This is a genomic window from Pseudomonas putida, from assembly GCF_001941965.1.
Lineage (GTDB): Bacteria > Pseudomonadota > Gammaproteobacteria > Pseudomonadales > Pseudomonadaceae > Aquipseudomonas > Aquipseudomonas putida_L.
Map to the genome: position 1 here is coordinate 90,633 of NZ_MKZO01000075.1, position 23,055 is coordinate 113,687.

General features: G+C 64.7%; 21 protein-coding genes. 14 read left to right on the forward strand and 7 right to left on the reverse strand.

The window, feature by feature from the left end; genetic code table 11:
- The first annotated feature begins 17 nt into the window (after positions 1 to 17).
- Positions 18 to 1,373 carry an amino acid permease gene (locus tag PSEMO_RS30590; RefSeq protein WP_075806593.1) on the forward strand — a complete coding sequence of 452 codons (1,356 nt, stop codon included), beginning with the start codon at positions 18 to 20 and terminating at the stop codon, positions 1,371 to 1,373.
- Positions 1,374 to 1,404: 31 nt separating this feature from the next.
- On the opposite strand, the gene PSEMO_RS30595 is transcribed toward PSEMO_RS30590, so the two are convergent.
- The 6 genes from PSEMO_RS30595 to gatC form a co-directional block, all read right to left on the reverse strand.
- The gene (locus PSEMO_RS30595; RefSeq protein WP_075806594.1) at positions 1,405 to 1,782 is read right to left on the reverse strand and encodes a carboxymuconolactone decarboxylase family protein; all 378 of its coding nucleotides are present in this window, start codon (positions 1,780 to 1,782) and stop codon (positions 1,405 to 1,407) included.
- 10 nt (positions 1,783 to 1,792) lie between these two features.
- Positions 1,793 to 2,836, reverse strand: a complete 1,044-nt coding sequence (locus tag PSEMO_RS30600) for a calcium/sodium antiporter (RefSeq protein WP_075806595.1) — start codon at positions 2,834 to 2,836, stop codon at positions 1,793 to 1,795.
- 65 nt (positions 2,837 to 2,901) lie between these two features.
- Positions 2,902 to 3,273, reverse strand: coding sequence for a septal ring lytic transglycosylase RlpA family protein (locus tag PSEMO_RS30605; protein ID WP_075806596.1), 372 nt, complete (start codon positions 3,271 to 3,273; stop codon positions 2,902 to 2,904).
- 162 nt (positions 3,274 to 3,435) lie between these two features.
- The gene (gene gatB / locus PSEMO_RS30610; RefSeq protein ID WP_075806597.1) at positions 3,436 to 4,881 is read right to left on the reverse strand and encodes an Asp-tRNA(Asn)/Glu-tRNA(Gln) amidotransferase subunit GatB; all 1,446 of its coding nucleotides are present in this window, start codon (positions 4,879 to 4,881) and stop codon (positions 3,436 to 3,438) included.
- 11 nt (positions 4,882 to 4,892) lie between these two features.
- A complete protein-coding gene (gene gatA, locus PSEMO_RS30615; protein WP_075806598.1) occupies positions 4,893 to 6,344 on the reverse strand; it encodes an Asp-tRNA(Asn)/Glu-tRNA(Gln) amidotransferase subunit GatA in 1,452 nt (483 codons plus the stop codon).
- Positions 6,345 to 6,359: 15 nt separating this feature from the next.
- A complete protein-coding gene (gatC, locus tag PSEMO_RS30620) occupies positions 6,360 to 6,647 on the reverse strand; it encodes an Asp-tRNA(Asn)/Glu-tRNA(Gln) amidotransferase subunit GatC (protein ID WP_075806599.1) in 288 nt (95 codons plus the stop codon).
- 194 nt (positions 6,648 to 6,841) lie between these two features.
- Between gatC and mreB the strand changes: the two genes are divergently transcribed.
- The 8 genes from mreB (at position 6,842) to tldD (ending at position 17,958) form a co-directional block, all read left to right on the forward strand.
- The gene (gene mreB, locus PSEMO_RS30625) at positions 6,842 to 7,879 is read left to right on the forward strand and encodes a rod shape-determining protein MreB (RefSeq protein WP_008371426.1); all 1,038 of its coding nucleotides are present in this window, start codon (positions 6,842 to 6,844) and stop codon (positions 7,877 to 7,879) included.
- A gap of 165 nt (positions 7,880 to 8,044) precedes the next feature.
- Complete coding sequence (mreC, locus tag PSEMO_RS30630; protein ID WP_075806600.1) at positions 8,045 to 9,088, forward strand: rod shape-determining protein MreC; 1,044 nt, start codon at positions 8,045 to 8,047, stop codon at positions 9,086 to 9,088.
- Positions 9,088 to 9,576 carry a rod shape-determining protein MreD gene (gene mreD / locus PSEMO_RS30635; protein ID WP_075806601.1) on the forward strand — a complete coding sequence of 163 codons (489 nt, stop codon included), beginning with the start codon at positions 9,088 to 9,090 and terminating at the stop codon, positions 9,574 to 9,576. The genes mreC and mreD overlap by 1 nt, the downstream gene beginning before the upstream one ends.
- Positions 9,577 to 9,613: 37 nt before the next feature.
- The gene (locus PSEMO_RS30640) at positions 9,614 to 10,222 is read left to right on the forward strand and encodes a Maf family protein (RefSeq protein WP_075806602.1); all 609 of its coding nucleotides are present in this window, start codon (positions 9,614 to 9,616) and stop codon (positions 10,220 to 10,222) included.
- An 83-nt stretch (positions 10,223 to 10,305) separates the two neighbouring features.
- Entirely contained in the window at positions 10,306 to 11,763 is a 1,458-nt protein-coding gene (gene rng / locus PSEMO_RS30645) for a ribonuclease G (RefSeq protein ID WP_075806603.1), read from the forward strand.
- 79 nt (positions 11,764 to 11,842) lie between these two features.
- The gene (locus PSEMO_RS30650) at positions 11,843 to 15,655 is read left to right on the forward strand and encodes a YhdP family protein (RefSeq protein ID WP_075806604.1); all 3,813 of its coding nucleotides are present in this window, start codon (positions 11,843 to 11,845) and stop codon (positions 15,653 to 15,655) included.
- 9 nt (positions 15,656 to 15,664) lie between these two features.
- The gene (locus PSEMO_RS30655; protein ID WP_075806605.1) at positions 15,665 to 16,516 is read left to right on the forward strand and encodes a carbon-nitrogen hydrolase family protein; all 852 of its coding nucleotides are present in this window, start codon (positions 15,665 to 15,667) and stop codon (positions 16,514 to 16,516) included.
- Positions 16,517 to 16,518: 2 nt separating this feature from the next.
- The gene (tldD, locus tag PSEMO_RS30660; protein WP_075806606.1) at positions 16,519 to 17,958 is read left to right on the forward strand and encodes a metalloprotease TldD; all 1,440 of its coding nucleotides are present in this window, start codon (positions 16,519 to 16,521) and stop codon (positions 17,956 to 17,958) included.
- Between the two features lie 42 nt (positions 17,959 to 18,000).
- Here the strand turns inward: tldD and yjgA are convergent, their stop codons facing one another.
- Positions 18,001 to 18,522, reverse strand: a complete 522-nt coding sequence (gene yjgA / locus PSEMO_RS30665) for a ribosome biogenesis factor YjgA (protein WP_075806607.1) — start codon at positions 18,520 to 18,522, stop codon at positions 18,001 to 18,003.
- A 108-nt stretch (positions 18,523 to 18,630) separates the two neighbouring features.
- Between yjgA and pmbA the strand changes: the two genes are divergently transcribed.
- The 5 genes from pmbA (at position 18,631) to PSEMO_RS30690 (ending at position 23,046) form a co-directional block, all read left to right on the forward strand.
- The gene (gene pmbA, locus PSEMO_RS30670; RefSeq protein WP_075806608.1) at positions 18,631 to 19,977 is read left to right on the forward strand and encodes a metalloprotease PmbA; all 1,347 of its coding nucleotides are present in this window, start codon (positions 18,631 to 18,633) and stop codon (positions 19,975 to 19,977) included.
- 204 nt (positions 19,978 to 20,181) lie between these two features.
- Positions 20,182 to 20,574 carry a FagA protein gene (locus PSEMO_RS30675; RefSeq protein ID WP_075806609.1) on the forward strand — a complete coding sequence of 131 codons (393 nt, stop codon included), beginning with the start codon at positions 20,182 to 20,184 and terminating at the stop codon, positions 20,572 to 20,574.
- Positions 20,567 to 21,943 (forward strand): class II fumarate hydratase, encoded by a 1,377-nt coding sequence (locus tag PSEMO_RS30680; RefSeq protein ID WP_075806610.1) that lies wholly within the window; start codon positions 20,567 to 20,569, stop codon positions 21,941 to 21,943. Before PSEMO_RS30675 ends, PSEMO_RS30680 begins: the two co-directional genes overlap by 8 nt.
- 30 nt (positions 21,944 to 21,973) lie before the next feature.
- Positions 21,974 to 22,435: a tetratricopeptide repeat protein gene (locus PSEMO_RS30685; RefSeq protein ID WP_075806611.1), complete on the forward strand. Its 462-nt coding sequence runs from the start codon at positions 21,974 to 21,976 to the stop codon at positions 22,433 to 22,435.
- A complete protein-coding gene (locus PSEMO_RS30690) occupies positions 22,435 to 23,046 on the forward strand; it encodes a superoxide dismutase (protein WP_075806612.1) in 612 nt (203 codons plus the stop codon). Before PSEMO_RS30685 ends, PSEMO_RS30690 begins: the two co-directional genes overlap by 1 nt.
- Positions 23,047 to 23,055: the final 9 nt, after the last annotated feature.

A 23,055-nucleotide genomic window follows, 5' to 3' on the forward strand; every position in this document is an offset into this window, starting at 1 on the left:
ACGTCCGAGGACACTTCATGCAAGACCAGATCACGCCCGAGCGTTTGCATCGCGGCCTGAAAAATCGCCATATCCAGTTGATCGCCCTGGGCGGGGCGATCGGCACCGGGCTGTTCCTGGGTATCGCCCAGACCATCCAGATGGCCGGCACCTCGGTGCTGCTGGGCTACGCCATCGCCGGCCTAATCGCCTTCTTCATCATGCGCCAGCTCGGCGAGATGGTGGTGGAAGAGCCGGTCTCCGGGACCTTCAGCCACTTCGCCCACAGCTACTGGGGGCCGTTCGCCGGCTTCATGTCGGGCTGGAACTACTGGGTGCTGTACGTGCTGGTGGGCATGGCCGAGCTGACCGCCGTCGGCGTCTACATCCAGTACTGGTGGCCGGGCGTTCCGACCTGGGTCACGGCGGCGGTGTTCTTCGTCATCATCAACCTGATGAACGTCAGCCAGGTGAAGGTCTTCGGCGAGATGGAGTTCTGGTTCGCCCTGATCAAGGTGGTGGCCATCCTCGGCATGATCGGCTTCGGCGGTTATCTGCTGTTCAGCGGCAATGGCGGCCCGGACGCCAGCGTCGCCAACCTGTGGCAGCACGGTGGCTTCTTCCCCCATGGCGCCACCGGCCTGATGATGGCCATGGCGGTGATCATGTTCTCCTTCGGCGGCCTGGAACTGGTGGGTATCACCGCAGCTGAAGCCGATAACCCGCGCCACAGCATCCCGCGTGCTACCAACCAGGTGATCTACCGCATCCTGCTGTTCTATGTGGGTGCCCTGGCCGTACTCCTGGCGCTGTACCCGTGGCAGAAAGTGGTCGATGGCGGCAGCCCGTTCGTGATGATCTTCCACGACCTCAACGCCAACGCCGTGGCCACGGTGCTCAACCTGGTGGTCCTGACCGCTGCGCTGTCGGTCTACAACAGCTGCGTGTACTGCAACAGCCGCATGCTGTTCGGCCTGGCGACCCAGGGCGATGCGCCAAAGTCGCTGCTCAAGGTCAATGACAAGGGCGTGCCACTGGTAGCACTGGGCATTTCCGCGCTGGCTACCGGGCTGTGCGTGGTCATCAACTACTTCATGCCACGCGAGGCCTTCGGCTTCCTGATGGCGCTGGTGGTCGCGTCGCTGGTGATCAACTGGGGCATCATCAGCATCACCCACCTGAAATTCCGCAAGGCCAAGGCGGCGCAGAAGCACGAGACCTTCTACAAGAGCCTCGGCTACCCAATGACCAACTACCTGTGCCTGGCCTTCCTCGCCTTTATCCTGGTGGTCATGGCGATGACCGAAGGCACGCGCATCTCGGTCGGGCTGATTCCGGTCTGGCTGCTGGTGTTGTGGATTGCCTACAAACTGACCAAGGGTCGTCGCGCCTAAGGCCTGACGACCCGTTCCGGGAAGTGCTCGATCAGTCCTGTTGCCAGGCGTCGATCACTTCCTGGGCCGCGCGGAACGCATCGATCGCCGCCGGTACGCCCGCATAGACTGCGCAATGCAGCAGGGCTTCGCGAATCTCTTCCACGCTACAGCCATTGTTCAGTGCGCCACGCACGTGGCCCTTGAGTTCCTGCGGGCATTTCAGCGCGGTCAGGGCGGCGAGGGTGATCAGGCTGCGGGTCTTCAGCGGCAGGCCTTCGCGGCTCCAGACGCTGCCCCAGGCATGCTCGTTGACGAACGCCTGCAATGGCGCGGTGAATTCGGTGGCATTGCCCAGCGCGCGATCGACGAACACATCGCCCATGACCTGGCGGCGAACCTGCTCGCCGGTTTTCTTCGTCTCACCCATGTTGTTTTCCTTAGTGTTGGCGGCGCCAGGCGCGGGCTGTGGTGTAAGTCAGCAATACCGCGAGCACTGGCAGAACATAGAACAGCATCAACTGCTCCAGACGATTGGCCAGCGGCATGCCGGTGGTGAAGGCCACCACGTGCAGGCCGTAGGCCAGATACAGGCAGAGGAACACCAGGCCCTCGGCGCGGGTGACCCGGTAGCCGGAATAGAACACCGGCAGGGTCAGCACGGCGACGCCGAGCATTACCGGCAGGTCGAAGTCCAGGGCATTGGGCGAGATAGACAGCGGCTCGGGTGCCAGCACGGCGGTCAGGCCGAGCACTGCCAGCAGGTTGAACAGGTTGCTGCCGATCACGTTGCCCACGGCGATTTCCCGTTCGCCGCGAATCGCTGCGATCAGCGAGGTGGCCAGTTCCGGCAGCGAGGTGCACACGGCGACCACGGTCAGGCCGATTACCCGTTCCGACAGGCCCAGGTCAGTCGCCACTTCCACGGCGGCTTCCAGCAGCAGGTGCCCGGCCAGGCTGAGCAGGCCGAGGCCGAGCAGCATCAGCAGCAGGCTGCCGAACCAGAAGCCGATGCCCCGGTCGACCCGCGGGTTGGGTGCCGGGTAAGTGCGAGCGTAATGCCGCGACTGATGCCAGAGCATGGCGAGGTACGCCACCAGGCCGGCCAGCAGCAGCGCGCCCTCCCAGCGCCCGATGAACTCGTTCAGGGCCAGCAGGTAGACCAGCAGGCTGGCGCCGATCATCAGCGGGATATCCAGGCGCACCAGTTGGCGCGAGACCCGCAGCGGGATGATCAGCGCGGCGAGGCCGAGGATCACCAGGACATTGAAGATATTGCTGCCGATCACGCTGCCCAGCGCTACGTCCGGCGCGCCAGTGTAGGCGGCCTGCAGGCTGACGGTCAGTTGCGGCGCGCTGCTGCCGAAGGCCACCAGGCTCAGGCCGATGATCAGCGGGCGCACGTGCAGGCTGGCGGCGATGCGCAGGGCGGCACGCACCAGCAGCTCGGCGCCGAGAATCAGGAGGATCAGGCCGCTGGCCAGTTGCAGCAGGCTGAAGGTGGGTAAAGCGGCCAGGTTGAAAATGGTCGTGCTCCCGTAGAACAGAATCAGTCGCTCAGGCTTTGTACCCGGACTCGCGCCGTTCCGCTACGGATCATGTCCAGTTGCTGGGCGGCGGCTTTGGAAAGGTCGATCAGACGGCCACGGGTATGGGGGCCGCGATCGTTGATGCGGACCACCACGCTGCGGTCGTTTTTCAGGTTGGTCACCATGACCCGGGTGCCGAAGGGCAGGGTACGGTGGGCGGCGGTCAGGCCATGCTGGTTGAACGGCTCGCCGCTGGCGGTGCGTTTGCCGTGATGGCGGGAACCATAGAAAGAAGCGGTGCCGGTTTCATCGTAGCCGCGGGGGTCGATGTCGTGGCTGGCACAGCCGGCAAGGAAGGTGAACAGCGCCAGGGCGCTTAGGGGACGCCACATTGATCAGGATGCTCCATTGGAGTTGGGCTATCCCCTGTAGGAGCGTGGCTTGCCCGCGAAGGACCGCGTAGCGGTCCCAGAATAGTGGCAGCCATAAGATTCTGGGACCGCTGCGCGGTCCTTCGCGGGCAAGCCACGCTCCTACAGGAAGAAGCGCAGCGATCAGCCTTCGAGCTTGCTCTTGAGCAGTTGGTTCACCTGTTGCGGGTTCGCCTTGCCCTTCGAGGCCTTCATCGCCTGGCCGACGAAGAAGCCGAACATCTTGCCGCGCTTGGCTTCGTCCGCCGCACGGTACTGTTCGACCTGCTCGGCGTTGGCCGCGAGCATTTCATCCAGCACCTTCTCGATCGCGCCGCTGTCGGTCACCTGCTTCAGGCCGCGGGCCTCGATGATCTGGTCGGCATCACCTTCACCCGCCGCCATCGCTTCGAACACGGTCTTGGCGATCTTGCCGCTGATGGTGTTGTCACGAATGCGCAGCAACATGCCGCCCAGTTGCTCGGCAGTCACCGGCGCCTGGTCGATCTCGACACCCAGCTTGTTCAGCAGGCTGCCCAGCTCCACCATGACCCAGTTGGCCGCCAGCTTGGCGTCGCCGCCGATGGCCGCGACCTTCTCGAAGTACTCCGCCTGCTCGCGGCTGGACGCCAGCACGTTGGCGTCGTAGGCCGACAGGCCGTACTGGCTCTGGAAGCGCTCGACCTTCTGTGGCGGCAGCTCCGGCAGGGTGGTGCGCAGGTCGTCGAGGTAGGCCGACTCGATCACCACCGGCAGCAGGTCCGGATCGGGGAAGTAACGGTAGTCGTTGGCTTCCTCCTTGCTGCGCATGGAGCGGGTTTCGTCCTTGTTCGGGTCGTACAGGCGGGTTTCCTGGATGACCTTGCCGCCGTCCTCGATCAGCTCGATCTGGCGCTGTACTTCGCTGTTGATCGCGCGCTCGATGAAGCGGAACGAGTTGACGTTCTTGATCTCGCAGCGGGTGCCGAACTCGACCTGGCCCTTCGGCCGGATCGATACGTTGCAGTCGCAACGCAGCGAACCTTCGGCCATGTTGCCGTCGCAGATGCCGAGGTAGCGCACCAGGGCGTGGATCGCCTTGACGTAGGCCACGGCTTCCTTGGCGCTGCGCATTTCCGGCTCGGACACGATTTCCAGCAGCGGGGTGCCGGCACGGTTCAGGTCGATCCCGGAAGAACCGGCGAAATCTTCGTGCAGGCTCTTGCCGGCGTCTTCTTCCAGGTGCGCACGGGTGATGCCGATGCGCTTGACGGTGCCGTCTTCAAGGGCGATGTCCAGGTGGCCCTTGCCGACAATCGGCAGCTCCATCTGGCTGATCTGGTAGCCCTTGGGCAGGTCCGGGTAGAAGTAGTTCTTGCGGGCGAACACGTTGTGCTGGCCGATCTCGGCGTCGATCGCCAGGCCGAACATGCAGGCCATGCGCACCGCTTCCTGGTTCAGCACCGGCAGCACGCCGGGCATGCCCAGGTCGATCAGGCTGGCCTGGGTGTTCGGCTCGGAACCGAAGGTGGTGGCGCTGCCGGAGAAAATCTTCGACTGGGTGGCGAGCTGGGTATGGATCTCCAGCCCGATGACAACTTCCCATTGCATGTGTCTGCTCCTCAGAAGCCGTTGGGTGCGCGGGTGTGCCAGTCAGTCACTTGCTGATACTGGTGCGCGACGTTGAGCAGGCGGCCTTCCTGGAAATACGGGGCCAGGAGCTGCACGCCCACCGGCAGGCCATCGACGAAGCCGGCCGGCATCGACAGGCCCGGCAGGCCGGCGAGGTTGGCGGTGATGGTGTAGACGTCTTCCAGGTACGCGGCGACCGGGTCGGCGTTCTTGGCGCCGATCTTCCAGGCCAGGTTCGGCGTGGTCGGGCCGAGGATCACGTCGACGCCTTCGAAGGCAGCCATGAAGTCGTTCTTGATCAGGCGACGGATCTTCTGCGCCTTCAGGTAGTAGGCGTCGTAGTAGCCGGCCGACAGGGCGTAGGTACCGACCATGATGCGGCGCTGCACTTCGCTGCCGAAGCCTTCACCGCGGGAACGCTTGTACAGGTCGGTGAGGTCCTTCGGGTTCTCGCAGCGGTAGCCGAAGCGCACGCCGTCGAAACGCGAGAGGTTGGAGGAGGCCTCGGCCGGGGCGATCACGTAGTACGCAGGAATGGCGTGCTGCATGTTTGGCAGGCTGATTTCCTTGATCACCGCGCCGAGCTTCTCCAGCTCCTTGACGCTGGCCTGGACCAGGTCGGCGATGCGCGGGTCGAGACCGGCGCCGAAGTATTCCTTCGGCAGGCCGATGCGCAGGCCCTGCAGCGAGCCGTTGAGGCTGGCGCTGTAGTCCGGGACCGGTTCGTCGATGCTGGTGGAGTCCTTCGGATCGAAGCCGGCCATGCCTTGCAGGAGCAAGGCGCAGTCTTCGGCGGTGCGGGCCATCGGGCCGCCCTGGTCGAGGCTGGAGGCGTAGGCGATCATGCCCCAGCGCGAAACCCGGCCGTAGGTCGGTTTCAGGCCGGTCAGGCTGGTCAGCGCGGCCGGCTGGCGGATCGAGCCGCCGGTGTCGGTGCCGGTGGCAGCCGGCAGCAGGCGCGCGGCCACGGCCGCGGCGGAACCGCCGGACGAACCGCCTGGCACGTGTTCCAGGTTCCACGGGTTCTTCACCGCGCCGTAGTGGCTGGATTCGTTGGCCGAACCCATGGCGAATTCGTCCATGTTGGTCTTGCCCAGGGTCACGGTACCGGCGGCGGCCAGCCTGGCGACCACGGTGGCGTCATAGGGCGCCTTGAACGAGTCGAGCATCTTCGAGCCGCAGCTGGTGCGCACGTCGAGGGTGCAGAACAGGTCCTTGTGGGCGATCGGCGCGCCGAGCAGGGCGCCGGTCTCGCCGGCTGCGCGGCGGGCGTCGGCGGCCTGGGCCTGGGCGATGGCCAGGTCGTCGGTGACGCTGATGAAGCTGTTGAGTTGCGGGTCGAGCTGGTGGATGCGCTGCAGCAGCGCACGGGTCAGCTCTTCGGCGGAAAACGATTTGTCGGCGAGGCCACGGGCGATCTCGGCCAGGGTAAGTTGATGCATGCTGGCGCTATTCCCTTACTCGATGACTTTCGGAACCAGGTACAGGCCGCTGTCCGTGGACGGCGCGATGGCCTGGTAGCGGTCGCGTTGGTTGCTTTCTGTTACAACGTCGGCGCGCAGGCGCTGACTGGCTTCCAGAGGGTGGGCCAGAGGCTCGATGCCGTCGGTATCGACCGCCTGCATCTGGTCAACCAGGCCGAGAATGCTGTTGAGGGCATCGGTAGTGCGTGGAAGATCGGCCTCGTTCAGGCCCAGACGGGCCAGATGGGCGATCTTTTCCACGTCGCAGCGTTCAAGCGCCATGGGGATCTCCTGGGAAAAAAGGAATTGTCCGGGATGAGGAACATGCCGGGATACACGCGGTCATAAGGCCCGATCGTGTGCTGGCCTGCTCGGAAAAACCGCCAATTTAACATATTGGCGCCTTGCCCAAAATCCCCGCCATTGTTAGAGTTTGCCGCACTTTTTTACCCACGCGTTGCCAGGGTCCCTTTCCCATGTTCAAGAAACTGCGTGGCATGTTTTCCAGCGATCTCTCCATCGACCTGGGCACTGCCAACACCCTAATCTACGTGCGTGAGCGCGGTATCGTCCTGAATGAGCCCTCTGTCGTGGCCATTCGCACCCACGGCAACCAGAAAAGTGTCGTCGCGGTAGGTACCGAAGCCAAGCGCATGCTCGGCCGTACCCCGGGCAACATTGCTGCCATTCGTCCGATGAAGGACGGCGTGATCGCCGACTTCAGTGTCTGCGAAAAGATGCTGCAGTACTTCATCAACAAGGTTCACGAGAACAGCTTCCTGCAGCCAAGCCCGCGCGTGCTGATCTGCGTACCGTGCAAGTCGACCCAGGTCGAGCGTCGTGCCATTCGTGAGTCGGCGCTGGGCGCCGGTGCCCGTGAAGTGTTCCTGATCGAAGAGCCGATGGCCGCCGCCATCGGTGCCGGCCTGCCGGTCGAAGAAGCCCGCGGCTCGATGGTCGTCGATATCGGTGGCGGTACCACTGAAATCGCACTGATCTCCCTGAACGGCGTGGTCTACGCCGAATCCGTCCGCGTTGGCGGCGACCGCTTCGACGAAGCCATCGTCACCTACGTGCGCCGCAACTACGGCAGCCTGATCGGCGAATCCACCGCCGAGCGCATCAAGCAGGAAATCGGTACCGCCTACCCGGGCGGCGAAGTGCGCGAAGTCGACGTCCGCGGCCGCAATCTGGCCGAAGGCGTACCGCGTGCCTTCACCCTGAATTCCAACGAAGTGCTGGAAGCCCTGCAGGAATCCCTGGCGACCATCGTCCAGGCGGTCAAGAGCGCCCTGGAGCAATCGCCTCCCGAGCTGGCTTCGGACATCGCCGAACGTGGCCTGGTGCTGACCGGTGGTGGCGCCCTGCTGCGCGACCTCGACAAGCTGCTGGCCCAGGAAACCGGCCTGCCGGTGATCGTCGCCGAAGACCCGCTGACCTGTGTCGCCCGTGGCGGCGGTCGCGCCCTGGAGATGATGGACAAGCACACCATGGACCTGCTCTCCAGCGAGTGATTCGCCGGATTGCCTTCCTGTCGCCCGGATTTCGGCTAGCCTGCGCAGTGCTGTCCGAAACCGGGTCGGCGTCCGTCCGGGATGCCGATTCTTCCCATCCGCAAGCCAGGCCGGTGTGTTGCCGTATGAATGACCTCCTGAACCGTCGTCCACGAGGAGCGGCCCATTAAACCGCTTTTTGCCAAAGGCCCGTCCCTGGGCGTGCGCCTGCTCGTGCTGGTGGTGCTGTCGATCGCCCTGATGGTGGTCGATGCCCGTTTCACCGTACTCAAGCCTGTGCGCAGCCAGATGTCCCTGGTGCTGATGCAGTCCTACACCATCACCGACCTGCCCGTGCGTCTGTGGCAGGGGGTGGCCAGCCAGTTCGGCAGTCGCACCGAGCTGATCGCCGAAAACGAGAAACTCAAGACCGAAGCCCTGCTCCTGCAAGGCCGCCTGCAGAAGCTGGCGGCGCTGACCGAGCAGAACGTGCGCCTGCGCGAGTTGCTCAACTCCTCGGCGCTGGTCAACGAGAAGGTCGAGGTCGCCGAGCTGATCGGCATGGACCCGAACCCCTTCACCCATCGCATCCTGATCAACAAGGGCGAGCGTGATGGCGTGGTGCTCGGCCAGCCGGTACTCGATGCCCGCGGCCTGATGGGCCAGGTGGTCGAGCTGATGCCGTACACCTCCCGCGTGCTGCTGCTCACCGACACCACCCACAGCATTCCGGTGCAGGTCAACCGCAATGGCCTGCGCGCCATCGCCAGCGGTACCGGCAATCCGGAGCGCCTGGAACTGCGGCACGTCGCCGACACGGCCGACATCAAGGAAGGCGACCTGCTGGTCAGTTCCGGCCTGGGCCAGCGTTTCCCGGCGGGCTATCCGGTGGCCACGGTCAAGGAAGTGATCCACGATTCCGGGCAGCCGTTCGCCATCGTGCGTGCGGTGCCGACGGCGGCGCTCAATCGCAGCCGCTACCTGCTGCTGGTGTTCTCTGACGGCCGCACGCCCGAAGAGCGCGCCAGCGACGCGGTCAAGGCCCAGGAAGCGGAACAGATGGGCCCGCCGGCGCCAGGCGCCGACCCGGCACATCCGGCCACGACCCCGGCCCCTGCCACTCCCGCGACCCCTGCCGCGGCGCCCCACGCGCCAGCGGCAACGCCGGCTCCGGCCGCCGCCCCGGCGACTCCCGCAGCGCCAACCACACCTTCCCGGGAGAGACACTGATGGTCAGTACCCACGGCAAGAATGGCTGGGTGGTCTGGCTGACCTTCCTGGTCGGCCTGCTCCTGAGCGTCTGGCCGATGCCGCCGTTCATGGATATCTTCCGTCCCTTGTGGCTGGCCCTGCTGGTCGCCTTCTGGACCCTCAACCTGCCGCACAAGGTCGGCATGACCACCGCCTTCGCCCTCGGCCTGTGCGAGGATGTGCTCTACGGCACCCTGCTCGGCCAGAACGCTTTGGTCCTGACCCTGATCACCTTCCTCGTGCTGAGTCTGCAGCAACGTCTGCGCATGTTCCCGATGTGGCAGCAGAGCCTGACCATTTTGGTGATTTTCGGCGTCGCGCAGTTGGTGCAACTCTGGCTCAGTGCCCTGACCGGCAACCGCCAGCCGACCCTGGCGCTGGTCTGGCCGGCGGTCACCAGTGCCTTGCTCTGGCCGTGGATCAGCTTCGGCCTGCGCGGCTTGCGCAGCCGCCTGAGTATCTACTGAAACCTTCGCTTTTCGACGCTGACAGGGAGTAGTCAAGATGACCCCGCTGTACCTGGCCTCCGGTTCGCCGCGCCGCCGTGAACTGCTGACCCAGATCGGCATTCCCTTCACCGTCGTCAGCGCCTCCATCGACGAAACCCCGCTGCCCGGCGAGCAGGCCGGTGCTTATGTCGAGCGCCTGGCCCGCGCCAAGGCCGCCGCCGGCCTGGCCCTGCTGACCGCCAGTGGCGCCAGTGAACCGCTGGCGGTGCTGGGTGCCGATACCGCCGTCGTCCTCGACGGGCGCATCCTCGGCAAACCGGTCGATCGCGACGATGCCCTGGCCATGCTGGCCGCACTTTCCGGACGTGAGCACGATGTACTGACCGCCGTCGCCGTCAGCGATGGCCAGCGCACGGAAAGCCTGTGCATCAGCAGCCGGGTCGCCTTCAATATCATCAGCGCAGAACGGGCCCGTCGCTACTGGGCCAGCGGCGAGCCGCAGGACAAGGCCGGCGCCTATGCCATCCAGGGCCTTGGCGCGGTGTTCGTCCAGGGCCTGCAAGGCAGCTATTCCGCCGTGGTCGGCCTGCCGGTGGCGGAAACCGCCGAACTGCTGGCCCGCTTCGGCATCCCCTGCTGGCAGGGCGTGCCCAACGCCGAGTGAGGATGTACCCAAGCCCTTTATCGCTCGCCAGTCGGTGTCGGGCGATCCATGATTACCCGAAGCCCCTTTGACGAGAGATTGCCATGAGTGAAGAGATCCTGATCAACATCACCCCGATGGAATCCCGCGTGGCGGTGGTGGAAAACGGCGTCCTTCAGGAAGTCCATGTCGAGCGCACCCAGCGCCGCGGCATCGTCGGCAATATCTACAAGGGCAAGGTGGTGCGGGTGCTGCCGGGTATGCAGGCGGCGTTCGTCGATATCGGCCTGGACCGCGCGGCCTTCATCCATGCCTCGGAAATTTCCCTGCGCGAAGGCACTACGGTGGAAAGCATCAGTGCCCTGGTCCACGAAGGGCAGAGCCTGGTGGTGCAGGTGACCAAGGATCCGATCGGCTCCAAGGGCGCGCGCCTGACCACCCAGTTGTCGATTCCGTCGCGTTACCTGGTATACATGCCGCGCACCAAGCATGTCGGCATTTCCCTGAAGATCGAGGACGAAGCCGAGCGCGAGCGCCTCAAGAAGGTGGTCAGCGACTGCGTGGCCCAGGAAAACATCCAGGATTCCGGTGGTTTCATCCTGCGCACGGCGGCCGAAGGCGCCGGCTCCGACGAAATTCTCATGGATATCCGCTATCTGCGCCGCCTGTGGGACCAGATCGGCGCGCAGATCAAGACCGTTGGCGCGCCCACGGAAATCTACGAAGACCTCGGCCTGGCCCTGCGCACCCTGCGCGACCTGGTCAACCCGAAGATCGAGAAGATCCGCATCGACTCCCGGGAAACCTTCCAGAAAACCACGCAGTTCGTCGCCGAATTGATGCCGGAAATCGCCGATCGCCTGGAGCACTACCCGGGCGAGCGGCCGATCTTCGACCTCTATGGTGTCGAGGACGAGATCCAGCGCGCCCTGGAGCGCAAGGTGCCACTCAAGTCCGGCGGCTACCTGGTGGTGGACCCGGCCGAGGCCATGACCACCATCGATGTGAACACCGGCGCCTTCGTCGGCCATCGCAATCTTGAAGAGACCATCTTCAAGACCAATCTCGAGGCGGCCACCGCCATTGCCCGGCAACTGCGCCTGCGCAATATCGGCGGGATCATCATCATCGACTTCATCGACATGGAAGACGAAGAGCACCAGCGCCAGGTCCTGCGTACCCTGGAGAAGCAGCTCGAGCGCGACCATGCCAAGACCAACATCATCGGCCTGACCGAGCTGGGCCTGGTGCAGATGACCCGCAAGCGCACCCGCGAAAGCCTGGAGCAGGTGCTCTGCGAGCCGTGCATCTGCTGCCAGGGCCGCGGCAAGCTGAAGACTCCGGAAACAGTCTGCTACGAGATCTTCAGGGAAATTCTTCGCGAGGCGCGGGCCTACCAGGCCGAAGGGTATAGAGTGCTGGCCAATCAAAAGGTGGTGGACCGCCTGCTGGACGAAGAGTCGGGGAATGTCGCCGAACTGGAAGCCTTTATCGGGCGAACCATTCGTTTCCAGGTGGAGTCCATGTATTCCCAGGAACAATACGATGTGGTGCTGCTCTGACCTGCCCTGAACCGTCGATGGTGGCAAACCCTGCATGTCGGGCCATAGTTAGGGCTTGGATGACTCGGGGGCCACAGCAATGGAGCGTCTGATCCGCGTTCTGGCTGCCCTGACTCGCTGGGGGCTGGGCGCCTGCGCGTTGATCGCGGTGCTGGTGGCGCTCTACGTCAGCCTCGGTCGCGAGCTGATTCCGTTGGTCGCTGAATACCGTACCGATGTCGAGGACAAGGCCGAGGCCAGCCTTGGCCTGCCGGTGCATATTGGTGCGCTGGAAGGCCGCTGGAGCGGTCTGGCGCCGATTCTCATGGTGCATGATGTGCAGGTGGGCGAGGGCGCCTCGGCCCTGCGCCTGGATACAGTCAAGGTGGTGCCCGACCTGTGGGCCAGCCTGGTGGCCCGCGATGTGCGCCTGGCCCGGGTCGAGCTGGGCGGCCTGCAGCTCAACCTGCATGAAGATGAAAGCGGCAAGTGGTCGCTCAAGGGCCTGCCGGTGCAGGCTGATGACCAGCCACTGGATGTCGAGCAGGCGCTGCGGCGTATGCAGGTGGTATCGAAAGTCTCGGTGCTCGATAGCCAGATCACCCTGGAACCCTTCGATCACGATCCCATGACCCTGACCTATGTCGGCCTGAGCCTGCAGACCGGCAGCGTGCGCCAGCGCCTGGATGCACGCATGACCCTGCCTGATGGCCAACCCATGGCCATCAGCCTGAAAAGCCGGATTCGCCCGGCCAAATGGCAGGACGCCGAGGTCGACGCCTATGCCAGCCTGCCGCAAAGCGATTGGGCGAAATGGCTGCCGGCGCGTTTGCTGGGGCAATGGCAACTGCCTGAGCTGCGCGCCGGGGGTGAAGTCTGGCTGGGCTGGGGCAACGGCAAGGTGCAAAGTGCCACGATTCGCCTGAATGCTCCGCAGTTGCAAGGCGCCTACGCTGAGCGCGAACCGGTGAAGATCGAGAATCTGGCGCTCAATGCCTGGCTGCGGCGTGGCGATGAAGGCCTGCAGCTCACTATCGATTCACTGGCCATGAACCTGGGCGAAACCCGCTGGGAATCCCATGTGCAGATCAACCAGTCGAATGCCGGCGAAGACGGCGAGCTCTGGAAGATCCAGGCCGACCGCGTCGACCTGACCCCGCTGACCCCGGTGATCCAGGCCCTTGGTCCGCTGCCGAAACCGGCGATGGCGGTGGTCGATGGCCTCAAGGTCACCGGCGGCCTGCGCAACGTCCTGCTGGACGTGCGGCCCCAGGTCGAGGGCGACCGCCTGTTCAGCTTTGCCGCCAACCTCGACCGGGTCGGCTTCGATGCCTATCACGGCGCTCCGGCGGCGGGGAATGTCAGCGGCAGCATCAGCGGCGATCTCGGGCATGGCGAGCTGCGCCTGGACACCGACAAGTTCATGCTGCATCTGGTGCCGATCTTCGCCGATCCCTGGCATTATCTGAAGGCCAATGCGCGCCTGACCTGGAAGCTGGACAAGGAAGCCTTCACCCTGGTCGCCCCCTATCTCCACGTGCTGGGTGAAGAGGGCAAGATCGCCGGCGACTTCCTCATTCGTATTCATCTCGAGCCGGGTCACGAAGACTACATGGACCTGCGGGTCGGCTTGGTCGAGGGTGACGGGCGCTATACCGCCAAGTACCTCCCGGAAGTGCTCAGCCCCGATGTCGATCACTGGCTGCGCACGGCTATCCTCAAGGGCGATGTCGACGAGGGCTATTTCCAGTACCAGGGCTCGATCAACCATGGCGCGCCGGACCACGCCCGCAGCATCAGCCTGTTCTTCAAGGTGCGCGACGCAGCGCTCGACTTCCAGCCAGGCTGGCCGCAGCTGAGCAAGGTGGACGGTGATGTGTTCATCGATGACCACGGCGTGCGGATCAAGGCCAGCACCGGGCAGATGCTCAATACCAGGGTCAGCGATGTGCTGGTGGATATCCCTCATGTCCCGGCGGGCGAACACAGTCATCTGTTCGTCGATGGCGATTTCGACGGCACCCTGGCTGACGGGGTGAAGATTCTCCAGGATGCGCCGATCGGCACCGGTCCCACCTTCGCCGGCTGGGAAGGCGAGGGCGACCTGAAGGGCTCGCTGAAACTGGATATCCCGCTGGCCCACGGCATCGAACCGAAAGTGGTGGTGGACTTCCGCACTGAACAGGCGCGCCTGAAGCTCAGCGAACCGGTGCTCGAACTGAGCAAGCTCAAGGGTGACTTCCGCTTTGACCTGGACAAAGGTCTGAGCGGCCAGAGCATCAGCACCGTGGCCTTCGGCAAGCCGGTGACGGCGGAGATCTTCGCCGAAGGCAAGCCGGGGCAGTTGCAGACGCGGATCGTCGCCAATGGCCAGATTGCCCTGAAATCCTTGACCGACTGGCTGCAGTTCAACCAGGCGCTGCCGGTCTCCGGCGAACTTCCCTATCAGTTGCAGGTGGTGCTGGGTCGCGACAACCTGCTGAGTGTCGAGTCGAACCTCAAGGGCCTGGCCATCGACCTTCCGGCGCCCTTCGGCAAAGACGCCAGCGAGGCCCGCGCTAGCAAGTTCCGTATGAACCTGGGGGGCAACGAGCGGCGTATCGATGCGAATTACGTCGATCTCGCGAGCCTGGCCATGGCTGCGCCTGCCGGCAAGACCGAGCAGGTGCGCGGCGAGTTGCTGCTGGGCGGTGGCACCGCGCAACTGCCGGCGAGCCAGGGCCTGCGCGTGCGCGGCCGGATTGCCGAGCTGAACCTCGAGGACTGGCAAAGCAAGGCTGGCAGCTATACCGGCGATGATCCCAGCGGCAGTGCCCGGCAGATCCTGCGTGGCGTGGACCTGAGCATCGGCAGGATCAAGGCCTGGAACTTCGAGCTCAACCAGGCGGTGGTACGCCTGGACCGCAACAGCGACAACTGGGGCCTGCGCCTGGACAGCCAGGAAGTCATCGGCAACGCCCGGATCCCCGATGCCAAGGCCGCACCCATCGTGGTCGACCTGCCGACCCTGCGCCTGCCGGCCGCCGACCCGGCGACGGAAGCCGCGCCGGATGCCCCGGATCCGCTGGCGTCGACCGATCCGCGCAAAGTTCCGGCGGTGAACCTGAACATCGGCAAGCTGTTCCGCGGAGATGACCTGATGGGCAGCGTGTCGCTCAAGTCCCGGCCCGGTGCCCAGGGCGTGGCGTTCAACGACCTTGATCTGAATCTCAAGGGCCTGGCGATCAATGGCTCGGCTGGCTGGGAAGGTACGCCCGGTGCCAGCAGCAGTTGGTACAAGGGACGCCTGGAGGGCGGCAACCTGGCCGATGTGCTCAAGGCCTGGGGCTTCGCGCCGACCGTGACCAGCCGCGATTTCCATATGGACGCCGATGGCCGCTGGCCGGGTTCGCCGGCCTGGGTCAGCCTCAAGCGCTTCTCCGGCAGCATGGATGCCTCGCTGCGCGACGGGCAGATCATCGAAGTGGACGGCAGTGCCCAGGCCTTGCGGGTGTTCGGCCTGCTCAACTTCAACTCGATCGGGCGCCGTTTGCGCCTGGACTTCTCCGACCTGCTGGGCAAAGGGCTGAGCTACGACCGGGTCAAGGGGCTGCTGGTGGCCAGTGACGGCGTCTATGTGACCCGCGAGCCGATCACCGTCACCGGCCCGTCGAGCAATTTCGAGCTGGAAGGCACCCTGGACCTGGTGCGTGATCGCATCGCCGCCAATCTGATGGTGACCCTGCCGGTGACCAACAACCTGCCACTGGCGGCGTTGATCGTCGGTGCGCCCGCCGTGGGCGGGGCGCTGTTCCTGGTAGACAAGCTGCTGGGTGACCGGGTGGCGCGCTATGCCAGCGTCAACTATCGGGTCGAAGGCCCGGTGAAAGAGCCTAAGATTACCTTTGTGAAACCTTTCGGCAAATCCAGATAGAGCGTGGCCATGACCTTCGCCGTCATCCAGATGATCAGCCAGGACGATATCGTCGCCAATCTCCAGCGCGCCCGCGCGTTGCTGGAGCAGGCGGCGCAGCAGGGCGCCCGGCTCGCCGTGTTGCCGGAAAACTTCGCCGCCATGGGCCGCCGCGACAGCGCCGCTATTGGCCTGGCCGAGGCCCGGGGCGAAGGTCCGATCCTGCCCTGGTTGAAACAGACGGCCCGCGACCTCAGGTTATGGATAGTGGCGGGCACCTTGCCGCTGCCGCCCGTCGACCGGCCCGAGGCCAAAGCCCATGCCTGCTCCCTGCTGGTGGACGAGCACGGCGAACTGGTCGCCCGCTACGACAAATTGCACCTGTTCGATGTGGATGTGGCCGACAGCCGTGGCCGCTACCGTGAATCGGACGACTATGCCCACGGCACCAATGTGGTGGTAGCCGATACCCCGGTGGGCAAGCTGGGCCTGACGGTCTGCTACGACCTGCGTTTCCCCGAGCTGTACAGCGCGCTGCGCGAAGCCGGGGCGGAACTGATCACGGCGCCGGCGGCCTTCACCGCCGTCACCGGCGCGGCGCACTGGGAAGTGCTGATCCGCGCCCGCGCCATCGAAACCCAGTGCTATGTGCTGGCCGCCGCCCAGGGCGGGATGCACCCGGGACCACGGGAAACCCACGGCCAGGCGGCGATCGTCGACCCCTGGGGACGGATTCTCGCGCAGCAGGCCCGCGGCGAAGCGGTGCTGCTGGGCACGCGCGACAGCACAGAACAGGCGTCCATCAGGGCGCGGATGCCGGTGGCCTCGCACCGGCGCTTTTTCTCGCAGGACGCCTTGCGGCCTGCGCACACCTCGGAGTGACTATGAGCGAGTTGTTAACCAGCGTCAGCGAGCAACTGCTGGCCCCCGGCGACCTGACCCTCGACAGCCTGCAAAGCGTGCTGGGCGAGCTGGCCGGGCCGGGCATCGACGCGGCCGACCTGTATTTCCAGGGCCAGATCTCGGAGTCCTGGGCACTGGAAGACGGCATCGTCAAGGAAGGCAGCTTCAACCTCGACCAGGGCGTGGGCGTGCGTGCCCAGTCCGGCGAGAAGACTGGCTTTGCCTACAGCAATGCCATCAATCTCGAAGCCCTGACCGCTGCCGCCCAGGCCGCCCGCTCGATTTCCCGGGCCGGGCAGAATGGCACGGTGCAGGCGTTCAGGAGCCAGGCGATCACCCCGCTGTATGCCGCGGATAACCCGCTGGAAGTCCTGAGCCGCGCGGAAAAGGTCGAGCTGCTCAAGCGCGTCGATGTTGCCACCCGTGCCCTCGACCCGCGTATCCAGCAGGTCAGCGTGAGCATGGCCGGGGTCTGGGAGCGCATCCTGATTGCCGCTGCCGATGGCAGCCTGGCCGCAGACGTCCGTCCGCTGATCCGCTTCAATGTCAGTGTCATCGTCGAGCAGAATGGCCGTCGCGAGCGCGGTGGCCATGGCGGCGGCGGGCGTACCGATTACCGCTATTTCACCGAAGATCGCGTCATGGGCTATGCCCGCGAGGCGCTGCGCCAGGCACTGGTCAACCTCGAAGCGGTGCCGGCCCCGGCCGGTACGCTGCCGGTGGTGCTGGGCTCGGGCTGGTCCGGCGTGCTGCTGCACGAAGCGGTTGGCCACGGCCTGGAAGGCGACTTCAACCGCAAGGGCAGTTCGGCCTACAGCGGGCGCATCGGCGAGATGGTCGCCTCGAGCCTGTGCACCATCGTCGATGACGGCACCCTGAAGGACCGCCGTGGCTCGCTGAGCGTCGACGACGAAGGCACGCCGACCGAATGCACCACCCTGATCGAGAACGGCAAGCTGGTCGGCTACATGCAGGACAAGCTCAATGCCCGCCTGATGGGCATGGCGGTCACCGGCAACGGGCGTCGCGAGTCCTACGCGCACCTGCCGATGCCGCGTATGACCAACACCTACATGCGTGCCGGTGAAAGCGATCCGGCGGAGATCATCGCCTCGGTCAAGCGCGGTCTGTACTGCGCCAACCTCGGCGGCGGCCAGGTGGATATCACCAGCGGCAAGTTCGTCTTCTCCACCAGCGAGGCGTACCTGATCGAGGACGGCAAGATCACCGCCCCGGTCAAGGGCGCGACCCTGATCGGCAACGGTCCGGAAGCCATGAGCCGGGTGTCCATGGTCGGTAACGACCTGAGCCTGGACAGCGGCGTGGGCACCTGTGGCAAGGATGGGCAATCGGTGCCGGTGGGCGTGGGCCAGCCGACCCTGAAGATCGATGCGATCACCGTGGGTGGCACGGGCGCATGAAGGTGACACCGGGCGGGCAGGGTGCCCGCCCGGTTGCGTGAATCAGCGCAGGCCGCGCTGGCTCTCGTCGAGGTCGCGGATGTACTTGAAGATCTTGCGCGCGGCGGTTGGCGGCTTGTTGGTCTTGGCCTCGTGCTGGGCCTGGCGGATCAACGAGCGCAGTTGCTGACGGTCGGCTTCCGGGTATTCCTGGACGAATTTTTCCAGGACCTCGTCGGTACCGCCGATCAGCCGGTCACGCCAGCGTTCGAGATTGTGGAAACGCTCGTTGTACTGGCGCGAAGACGCGTCCAGTTGGTCGAGCAAGGCGTTGATGGCGTCGAGGTCCTGGTCGCGCATCAGCTTGCCGATGAACGAGCGGTGACGGCGCTTGGCCTCGTTGGCCGTGTGCTTCTTGTGCTCTTCGAGCGCTTTGCGCAGCTCGTCGGTCAGAGGCAGTTTGGCCAGGGTGTCGGGCTTGAGCGTGGTAAGGCGCTCGCCCATATCGACCAGCGCCTGAAGCTCGCGCTTGATCTGGGTTTTGCTTTTTTCGCCTTCGTCGAAGGCATCGTAAGAATCAACCATGGGGGCAGTCCGCTGAGAATCGCCGTCATGATAACCAGTCGGGGGCCGCTTGTCCGGCCCGGTCGCTCGATGACCCTCGCCGAACGCCGAATTTGAGTGGAGAAAACCATGAGTGCAGTGCAGAGCGTAGGTCCGCAAGCCCTGCCGGCCTTGCAGGAGCAGGTCGAGCAGATCATCGCCGAGGCGAAACGCCAGGGCGCCACGGCGTGCGAGGTGGCGGTGTCGCTGGAGCAGGGGTTGTCCACCTCGGTGCGCCAGCGCGAAGTGGAAACGGTGGAGTTCAACCGCGACCAGGGCTTCGGCATCACCCTCTACGTTGGCCAGCGCAAGGGCTCGGCCAGCACTTCGGCCAGCGGCAGCGACGCCATTCGGGAAACCGTCGCGGCGGCCCTGGCGATTGCCAAGCACACCTCCGAAGATGATTGCGCAGGCCTGGCCGATCCGGCGCTGATGGCCCGCGACCTGCAGGATTTCGACCTGTATCACGCCTGGGATATCACCCCGGAGCAGGCCATCGAGAAAGCGCTGCTCTGTGAAGCGGCGGCCTTCGATGCCGATCCGCGGATCAAGAATGCCGATGGCACCACCCTCAATACCCACCAGGGTTGCCGTGTGTACGGCAACAGCAACGGCTTCGTCGGCGGCTATGCCTCGACCCGTCATAGCCTCAGCTGCGTGATGATCGCCGAAGGCGACGGGCAGATGCAGCGCGATTACTGGTATGACGTGAACCGCCAGGGCGAGTTGCTGGCCGATCCGGCGTCCATCGGTATCCGCGCCGCCCAGCGTGCTGCCAGCCGCCTGGGTGCGCGGCCGGTGCCGACCTGCGAAGTGCCGGTGCTGTTCTCGGCGGAACTGGCCGGTGGCCTGTTCGGCAGTTTCCTGTCGGCGATTTCCGGCGGCAACCTGTACCGCAAATCATCGTTCCTCGAAGGCACCATCGGCCAGCGCCTGTTCCCGAGCTGGCTGACCCTCGACGAACGTCCGCATCTGCAGCGCGCCCTGGGCAGTGCCGCGTTCGATGGCGATGGCCTGGCGACCTACGCCAAGCCGTTCGTCGAAAATGGTCACCTGGTTTCCTATGTGCTGGGCACGTACTCCGGTCGCAAGCTGGGCTTGCCCAGCACCGCCAACGCCGGTGGCGTGCACAACCTGTTCGTCACCCATGGCGTCGAGGACCAGGCGGCGTTGATCCGCCGCATGGGCCGCGGCCTGTTGGTCACCGAGCTGATGGGCCATGGCCTGAACATGGTGACCGGTGATTACTCCCGTGGTGCAGCGGGTTACTGGGTGGAGAACGGCGAGATCCAGTTCGCCGTGCAGGAAGTGACGATCGCCGGGAATATGAAAGACATGTTCCAGCAGATTGTGGCCATCGGCAGCGATCTGGAAACCCGCAGCAATATCCACACCGGCTCGATCCTGATCGAACGGATGACGGTTGCCGGCAGCTGATCGCCGCTTCGCCCGTTTCACCCGAAAGCCCGGCCACTGCGCCGGGCTTTTTGCTTTCGAGCGGCAAGCTCCAAGCTTCAAGCGGCAAGAAAAAGCAGTCATCACTCGGTCTGCTTTTTCTTGCCGCTTGAAGCTTGAGGCTTGTACTGATTCTATTTATCAATTAATAATGAATATCATTATCTAGGTGATGATATTCGTGCCATGAAATCCGTCCTTCACGAACTGCCCTACCTCGAAAACTGGCGCTGGCTGAGCCGACGCATCCGCTGTGCGCTGGAGCCCGACGAGCCGCGCCTGATCGAACACTACCTCGCTGAAGGACGCTACCTGGTCTGCTGCACCGACACCTCGGCGTGGACCGTCGCCCTGACTTCTTTCCGTCTTCTGCTCGATACCGCCTGCGACCGCATGTTGCCGTGGCATTGGCGCTGCCTGTGCCTGGACCAGGCGTGGCGCCCATTGCTGCAACTGCGCAAGCTCGATGGCGGCGAGCACGGCCAGCGCTGGCAGCCGCTGGCCCTGCAACTGGCGAATTGCACGCTGTTGCCTTCGATTTCTTCCGCTGAACTGATGCAAGGACTTGATGATGAGTAATACCCGTATCGAGCGTGACAGCATGGGTGAACTGCAGGTGCCGGCCGAGGCCCTGTATGGCGCCCAGACCCAGCGCGCGGTCAACAACTTCCCGATCAGCCAGCAACGCATGCCGACCCAGTTCATCCGTGCGCTGCTGCTGGCCAAGGCCGCCGCCGCCAAGGCCAACGTCGAACTGGAGCAGGTCACCCCGGCCCAGGGCCAGGCCATCGTCGCGGCGGTGGAGCAACTGCTGGCCGGTGACTTCATGCAGCACTTCCCGGTGGATGTGTTCCAGACCGGTTCCGGCACCAGTTCCAACATGAACGCCAACGAGGTGATCGCCACCCTCGCCAGCCGCGTCGCCACCGACAAGGTCAATGCCAATGACCACGTCAACTGTGGCCAGAGCAGCAACGACATCATCCCCACCACCATCCACGTCAGTGCCGCCCTGGCCCTGCACGAGCAACTGCTGCCGGCGCTGAATCACCTGGTCAAGGTGATCGAGGCCAAGGCGGTAGAGGTGCATCCGTTCGTCAAGACCGGCCGTACCCACCTGATGGATGCCATGCCGGTGCGCATGAGCCAGGTCCTCGGTGGCTGGGCGCAACAGATCAAGGCCAGCATCGCGCACCTGCAGAACACCCTGCCGGCCCTGCAGGCCCTGGCCCAGGGCGGTACTGCGGTGGGTACCGGGATCAACGCCCACCCGCAATTCTCCGCGCTGTTCGCCAAACAGCTGAGCGGCCTGACCCAGGTCGACTTCGTGCCGGGCGAGAACCTGTTTGCCCTGATCGGCTCGCAGGACACTGCGGTTGCCGTGTCCGGCCAGCTCAAGGCCACCGCCGTGGCGCTGATGAAGATCGCCAACGACCTGCGCTGGATGAACTCCGGTCCGCTGGCCGGCCTCGGTGAAATCGAGCTGGAAGGCCTGCAGCCGGGCTCCTCGATCATGCCGGGCAAGGTCAACCCGGTGATTCCGGAAGCCACCGCCATGGTCGCCGCCCAGGTCATCGGCAACGACGCCACCATCGCCATCGCCGGCCAGTCGGGCAACTTCGAATTGAACGTGATGCTGCCGGTCATCGCTCGCAACCTGCTGGAAAGCATCGAGCTGATGGCCAACGCCAGCCGCCTGCTGGCCGACAAGGCCATCGCCAGCTTCAAGGTCAACGAGCCGAAGCTCAAGGAAGCCCTGGCGCGCAACCCGATCCTGGTCACCGCGCTGAACCCGATCATCGGTTACCAGAAGGCTGCCGAGATCGCCAAGACCGCCTACAAGCAGGGCCGCCCGATCATCGACGTCGCCCTGGAACACACCGAGCTGTCGCGTTCCCAGCTGGAAGTCCTGCTGGATCCGGAGAAGCTCACCGCCGGCGGTATCTGATACCGCCGCCTACCGCTTTGGAGGTTCGCCATGCAGCACTGGAAACGTACCACCGAGATTGCCAACCGCCTGTTCAACCAGGGCGACCTGGTCGATGCCCGCGAGTTGTACCTGCAGGCCCTGGCCCTGGCCCAGGTGCTGTTCGAGCGCTGGCATGACGCCGACGAAGCGGTAGCCGCCTGTGTGATTTCCCATCACAACCTGGCCGACCTCCACCTGCGCCTCAAGCAGCCCCAGGAAAGCGCCGAGTATCTCTGCGCGATCCACCAGCGGCTGCTCACGGCCAGCCAGGACCAGCGCCTGCCCGAGTCCTTGCGCCAGGCGGCGTTGCGCCAGAGTGGCAAGACCTACACCGAACTCTTGAGCTTCATCAGCGAGTACGGCCAATACCCGCGCACCGAGCGCCTGCTGTACCGGCAGGAGCCGCAACCCGGTGTGCTGGCCGGCCATGACCCCGTGATCACCCAAGCCATCCAACAAGGAATTCACTGATGCCACATACCTTGCCTGCATTGCCTTACGCCTACGATGCGCTGGAACCGCACATCGATACCCAGACCATGCAGATCCACCACACCAAGCACCACCAGACCTACATCAACAACCTCAATGCCGCCGTCGAGGGCACCGAGTGGGCCGAATGGCCGGTAGAGAAGCTGGTGGCAGCGGTCAAGCAACTGCCGCAGAACCTGCAGGCGGCGGTGATCAACCAGGGCGGCGGCCACGCCAACCACACCCTGTTCTGGACCGTCATGTCGCCAACCGGCGGCGGCGTGCCACAAGGTTCGGTGGCCAAGGCCATCGATGAGCAACTGGGTGGCTTCGAGGCCTTCAAGGACGCCTTTACCAAGGCGGCGCTGACCCGCTTCGGCAGCGGCTGGGCCTGGCTGAGCGTGACCCCGGAGAAAAAAGTCGTGGTGGAAAGCAGCGGCAACCAGGACAGCCCGCTGATGAACGGCAACACGCCGATCCTCGGCCTGGACGTCTGGGAGCACGCCTACTACCTGCTGTACCAGAACCGTCGTCCGGAATACATCAATGCGTTCTATAACGTCGTCGACTGGGCTGAAGTCGAGCGGCGCTACCTTGCCGCCGTGGCGTGAGTGACAAGC